The 3,459-nt window shown below is 62.1% G+C and carries 7 protein-coding genes; 5 read left to right on the top strand and 2 right to left on the bottom strand.

Annotated elements, in window-relative coordinates:
• Positions 1–25 precede the first annotated feature (25 nt).
• Both ACE3OH_RS20865 and ACE3OH_RS20860 read left to right on the top strand, forming a co-directional pair.
• Entirely contained in the window at positions 26–550 is a 525-nt protein-coding gene (locus ACE3OH_RS20865) for a fimbrial protein (RefSeq protein WP_374357734.1), read from the top strand.
• A 160-nt stretch (positions 551–710) separates the two neighbouring features.
• The gene (locus tag ACE3OH_RS20860) at positions 711–1,079 is read left to right on the top strand and encodes a hypothetical protein (RefSeq protein ID WP_374357731.1); all 369 of its coding nucleotides are present in this window, start codon (positions 711–713) and stop codon (positions 1,077–1,079) included.
• On the opposite strand, the gene ACE3OH_RS20855 is transcribed toward ACE3OH_RS20860, so the two are convergent.
• Positions 1,080–1,382 (bottom strand): hypothetical protein, encoded by a 303-nt coding sequence (locus ACE3OH_RS20855; RefSeq protein WP_374357726.1) that lies wholly within the window; start codon positions 1,380–1,382, stop codon positions 1,080–1,082.
• 151 nt (positions 1,383–1,533) lie between these two features.
• On the opposite strand from ACE3OH_RS20855, the gene ACE3OH_RS20850 reads away from it, so the two are divergent.
• The 3 genes from ACE3OH_RS20850 to trmL all read left to right on the top strand — a co-directional run bounded on the left by ACE3OH_RS20850 (position 1,534) and on the right by trmL (position 3,297).
• Entirely contained in the window at positions 1,534–2,256 is a 723-nt protein-coding gene (locus ACE3OH_RS20850) for a ComF family protein (RefSeq protein WP_374357721.1), read from the top strand.
• A gap of 64 nt (positions 2,257–2,320) precedes the next feature.
• On the top strand, positions 2,321–2,830 hold the full coding sequence (locus ACE3OH_RS20845; RefSeq protein ID WP_374357718.1) for a cupin domain-containing protein: 510 nt from the start codon (positions 2,321–2,323) through the stop codon (positions 2,828–2,830).
• The gene (gene trmL, locus ACE3OH_RS20840) at positions 2,830–3,297 is read left to right on the top strand and encodes a tRNA (uridine(34)/cytosine(34)/5-carboxymethylaminomethyluridine(34)-2'-O)-methyltransferase TrmL (protein WP_374357715.1); all 468 of its coding nucleotides are present in this window, start codon (positions 2,830–2,832) and stop codon (positions 3,295–3,297) included. Before ACE3OH_RS20845 ends, trmL begins: the two co-directional genes overlap by 1 nt.
• A 9-nt stretch (positions 3,298–3,306) precedes the next feature.
• Here trmL and ACE3OH_RS20835 read toward each other — a convergent pair whose 3' ends face one another.
• A complete protein-coding gene (locus ACE3OH_RS20835) occupies positions 3,307–3,456 on the bottom strand; it encodes a GGDEF domain-containing protein (RefSeq protein ID WP_374357736.1) in 150 nt (49 codons plus the stop codon).
• Positions 3,457–3,459: the final 3 nt, after the last annotated feature.

Genomic DNA, 3,459 nt, shown 5'->3' with positions numbered 1-3,459 from the left:
GCCCATATACGTAGGAAACATAATAATGTCCCGCATTTTACCTTTGGCCGCTCTATTGGCCGCCGGCATCGCCTCCGCCGCCCCCATCACCGGCACCATCAACTTCAGCGGCACCATCGCCCCTCCGGCCTGTACCGTCGACACCACGACCACGGCCAACAAGGGTCTGAACCAGACAGTCACCCTGCCAACCGTGAATGCCACCAGCTTCGGCGCGGCCGGCAGCACCTTGGGCCAGACGCCATTCAGCCTGCAGTTCACCGGCTGTACCGCCAGCGCCGGCGGTGTAAACATCACCTTCGGTAATGCTGCCAGCGCTGACTCGACGGTTGCCAGCACCTTCAAGAGCACCGGCACTGCCACCGGCGTCAGCTTCGAATTGCTGAATGCTTCGGCCGCCAATATCGCACCGAACACCGTGCAGAACTACCCGGTAACCACAACCGCAACCGCCACCTATAACTTCTCGGTTCGTTACTACGCCACTTCGGCAACAGTGAATGCCGGTACGGTCATCGCCGCAGTTCCGGTGACGGTGGTATTCCCCTGATCGATCGCCATTCTTGATCAAGGTAGCAACGGGCCGGCATCGGCCCGTTGTCGTTTCCTGGCGCTACCGCGCGTCAGCCCAGGCGGAAAATCAGCACAGCGCATCCTAAGAACAGTGGGTAGTCCGGCATTGGCGTCGGGCGCCAAGGTTCGGGGGAAGCATGCGCGGATGCTCAGTAAGCAAGCTAGGTTGCCAGCTGGCATGGCTGTCGCGCCCACTGCTGCTTGGCCTTGCCCTTCCCCTCACCGCGCTGCACGCGGGCGAAACCAGCGCCACCCTGCAGTTCCGCGGCCTGATCACCAATCCCAGCTGTACCGCCACCGTGAGCACCAGTCGCGAAAGCGAGCATGAAGTGCGTATTGCCCTGTCGCTGAGCCAATGCAGCAACAATGCGGTCAAGGCTGGTGCGCTGCCGCTGGTTCGGCAGATCGGCAAGCCTGCGGGCAGCCAGCTTGCTCAGTCCGACGGCGTGGTGTTGTCGGTATCGGCCAGCACCACCCGCGTCAATCTGCTGGTGGATAATCCCTGATCAGTGTTTGCCGCAGTGCTTTTGCAGGTTTTCGTTGACTTCCCGCAGTTGCTCGCTCACCGGCTCACCTTGCTCGCGGATACGTCGCGCCAGGTCGGAAAACTGCCGGCGCGCCGCTGCGCAATCAAATGTCGTCGCCGGTGCCACCGCCTCTGCCGTCCTGGTTTGAGCGCGGGTTTGCGGCGGGTTGCATGCGGCCTTGTCCTGGCTTGGCAGGCAGTCGGCTGATGCCAGCCCGATTACGGTCAGACTCAGCAATAGGGCGATTGGCCACAAGCGACGCGGAACAGCAGATTGATTCATTTTCGAGAAACCCTCTTGTACGGATTGGTGCAGCCGGGCAAAGACGCGCATCTTACAAGAGCACGGCCTTGGCGCGCAGTCCTTGGAAGACATGGCAAGCCGATCCAGCACAGGTAAAATGCCAGCCCCTGCCGCTTTCAGGCCCGTTGCCATGGTTTCAACATCATTGCTGAACAGGCTTGGCAAGCTGTCCGGACAGCTTGCCGGCATACTGCTACCGCAAGCCTGCGTGCTGTGTGGCAGCCACGGTAGCACTACGCCGATATGCAGCGCCTGCGCCGCAGAATTGCCCTGGCTTGGCCTGCTCCACTGCCCGGTTTGCGCCCTGGGTACGCCACAAGGCGGCATCTGCGGTGAATGCCTGAACCGCACGCGCCATTTCGACCACACCGTGGCAGCCTGGGACTATCACTGGCCGATCGATCGCCTGATACCAGCCTGGAAATACCGGGGGCAGCTCAGTCTGACCAAGCCGCTCAGCGACGGTCTGCTCAGCCGCATCAAGCTGACCGCCGACCGCCCTGAGCTATTGCTGGCGATGCCCTTGCATGTGAAACGGCAGCGTGAGCGCGGCTTCAACCAGGCAGGCGAATTGGCCAAGCAGCTGGGGCGACAGCTTGGCATCGAAGTCGACCTGACCCGGCTGGCTCGACCGCACGAGTCGGCGCCGCTGGCCAGCTTGCCATGGTCCGAGCGGCGCAAGGCGATCAAGGGTGCCTTTGCCTTGCATGGCGACGTACACGGCAAGCATATCGCCCTGATCGATGATGTAATGACCACCGGCGCCAGCCTGGACGAGCTGGCGCGCCTGCTGAAACAGGCCGGCGCACGCCGGGTAGATTGCTGGGTGCTGGCACGCACCCAGAAAGCGTGATCGCCATATCGCGCTGCCGCATGGACGCGGCGCTGCGAAATACCCCATTGACTGCGAGAACACCATGCAACGACCAGACTGCATCAAGCACTATCTCGATATCCAGGAAGCCGACGATGCGCGCTATCCGGGCAGTGAGGAGCTGCTGTCAATCGGCGCGCCATTCGGTCGCGTGTTCGGCCTCAGCCGCATCGGTATCCACCACGAGACCTTGCCACCGGGCCGCCGCACCTCCTGGCCACACGCCGAAAGCACCGAAGAAGAATTCGTCTACGTACTCGAGGGCGCGCCTGATGTGTGGCTGGACGGGGAACTGCACCGCCTGCAAGCCGGCGATGGTGTCGGCTTCAAGCCCGGCGATGGTCTGGCCCACACCTTTATCAACAACAGCGACAGCGTGGTGAGGCTGCTGGTGGTCGGCGAGCGCAAGCGCCCGGACAATCAGGTGCACTACCCGATGCATCCGCAACGCAATGCCGAGATTGGCGAGCTATGGTGGCGCGATCACCCTCAGCGTCCCTTGGCCGGCCACGATGGCCTGCCTGATGCGCAACGCCAAGGCGAGGCCGGCTGATGTTTGCCGTCATCCTGTTCCAGCCGGAAATCCCCCCCAATACCGGCAATATCATCCGCCTGTGCGCCAATACCGGCTGTGAGCTGCACTTGGTGAAGCCACTGGGTTTTCCGCTGGAAGACGCAAAGCTGCGCCGCGCCGGGCTCGACTATCACGAATATGCCAATCTGCAGCTGCATGAATCCTGGCAGGACTGTCTGGCGCACTTTGGCGAGCGGCGCATCTTTGCAATGACCACCAAGGGAACGGTGCGCTATGACCGCATTGCCTACCAGGCAGGCGACGCATTCTTGTTTGGCCAGGAGTCAGCCGGCCTGCCCGAGGCAGTACGCAATGGCATTGCAGCGGAGCGGCGCATCAAGCTGCCGATGCGGCCGGACAATCGCAGCCTCAATCTGTCCAACGCGGTAGCGGTGACGGTATTCGAGGCGTGGCGCCAGCATGATTTCGCCGGCGGGGTGCTGTAGCCATACGCCTCAGTCGACAATCACCTGATTCTTGCCGGCCTTCTTTGCTTCATACATTGCATGGTCGGCCCGCTCGATGGTGTCTTCCTGGCTCTCGCCATCGATATAGCGCGTGACACCGGCCGAGAAGGTGATCAGCACCCGTTCGTTGTTATGCAGGAA

Origin of the sequence: Chitinimonas sp., assembly GCF_041904975.1 — a bacterium.
Lineage (GTDB): Bacteria > Pseudomonadota > Gammaproteobacteria > Burkholderiales > Chitinimonadaceae > Chitinimonas.
This window is presented reverse-complemented; position numbering and strand designations above follow the sequence as displayed.

Excerpts from the sequence above, each read along its gene's own strand:
- ACE3OH_RS20845 (WP_374357718.1), top strand. The coding sequence starts at position 2,321 with ATGCAACGACCAGACTGCATCAAGCACTATCTCGATATCCAGGAAGCC.
- ACE3OH_RS20850 (WP_374357721.1), top strand. The coding sequence starts at position 1,534 with ATGGTTTCAACATCATTGCTGAACAGGCTTGGCAAGCTGTCCGGACAG.
- ACE3OH_RS20855 (WP_374357726.1), bottom strand. The coding sequence starts at position 1,382 with ATGAATCAATCTGCTGTTCCGCGTCGCTTGTGGCCAATCGCCCTATTG.
- ACE3OH_RS20865 (WP_374357734.1), top strand. The coding sequence starts at position 26 with ATGTCCCGCATTTTACCTTTGGCCGCTCTATTGGCCGCCGGCATCGCC.
- trmL (WP_374357715.1), top strand. The coding sequence starts at position 2,830 with ATGTTTGCCGTCATCCTGTTCCAGCCGGAAATCCCCCCCAATACCGGC.
- ACE3OH_RS20860 (WP_374357731.1), top strand. The coding sequence starts at position 711 with ATGCGCGGATGCTCAGTAAGCAAGCTAGGTTGCCAGCTGGCATGGCTG.